We start from the raw sequence: 684 nt of genomic DNA, 5'->3' as shown, positions 1-684 counted from the left end.
GAGTCCCGCCTACTTCAACGCTGCCGCATGAGCCAGCGCGAAGGCGGCGGCGTTCTGATTTGGCTGTTGGCCTTGAACACCGGGCGCGGCCACTGCCGCGCCCGGATTTTGCGTTTCACCGTGCCCAGGACGGAACGACCTGGGCGCGGTGCTGAACGCGGTTATTCCTTCGTCTCGATGAGCCACCACACAGCACGCGGCAAGGCGCGGCCCGTGACGGGGTGAATGTCGGTGAGGTCGGCGCGGGCCGACCAGCCCGAGGGCGGGCGGTAGCCGCGCACGTCACCATCGCCGTGCCAGCGGCGGGCGCGCACCGTGCCGGGGGCGTAGATCGCCGCCATGCGCGGGCGCTGGTGGTGGTACGGGTCATGGGGGCTTTTCCTTTCAGCGAAGCGCCCCGGTCGAGGCCGGGGCGCTTGCCTTCGGCGTGAGTCAAGCGGCCAGCGCCTCGGCGGGTTCATCCGCCATTGCCTCGGCATCCTCCGGGGCGTCCTGCTCCGGGCCTGCCTCCTGCGCGGCATCCTGCGGGCCTTCGGCCTTGAAGATGGCAGGCATCCAGCCCGTGCCATCGGCCAGCCGCTCGGCTTCGCTGGCAATGTCGGCCTTCTTGAGCTTTGCCAGCCGGGTGACGGATTCCGGTGCAAACGCGCCCACAGCATCCAGAATCACGGCCTTGGAAACGTG

Annotated in this window: 2 pseudogenes; both read right to left on the bottom strand. The window is 69.4% G+C overall.

Features of this window, described 5'->3' with window-relative positions:
* Window positions 1-161: 161 nt before the first annotated feature.
* A pseudogene (locus BGO22_RS14360) lies at window positions 162-370 on the bottom strand (hypothetical protein).
* Between the two features lie 62 nt (window positions 371-432).
* Window positions 433-684: pseudogene (locus BGO22_RS14355) on the bottom strand (chromosome partitioning protein ParB); the annotation flags it as partial.

Source organism: Hydrogenophaga sp. 70-12, assembly GCF_001897365.1.
Taxonomy (GTDB): Bacteria; Pseudomonadota; Gammaproteobacteria; order Burkholderiales; family Burkholderiaceae_C; genus Hydrogenophaga; species Hydrogenophaga borbori.
Note: the sequence above shows the minus strand (reverse complement) of the source record. Positions and strands in the feature narration are given on the sequence as shown.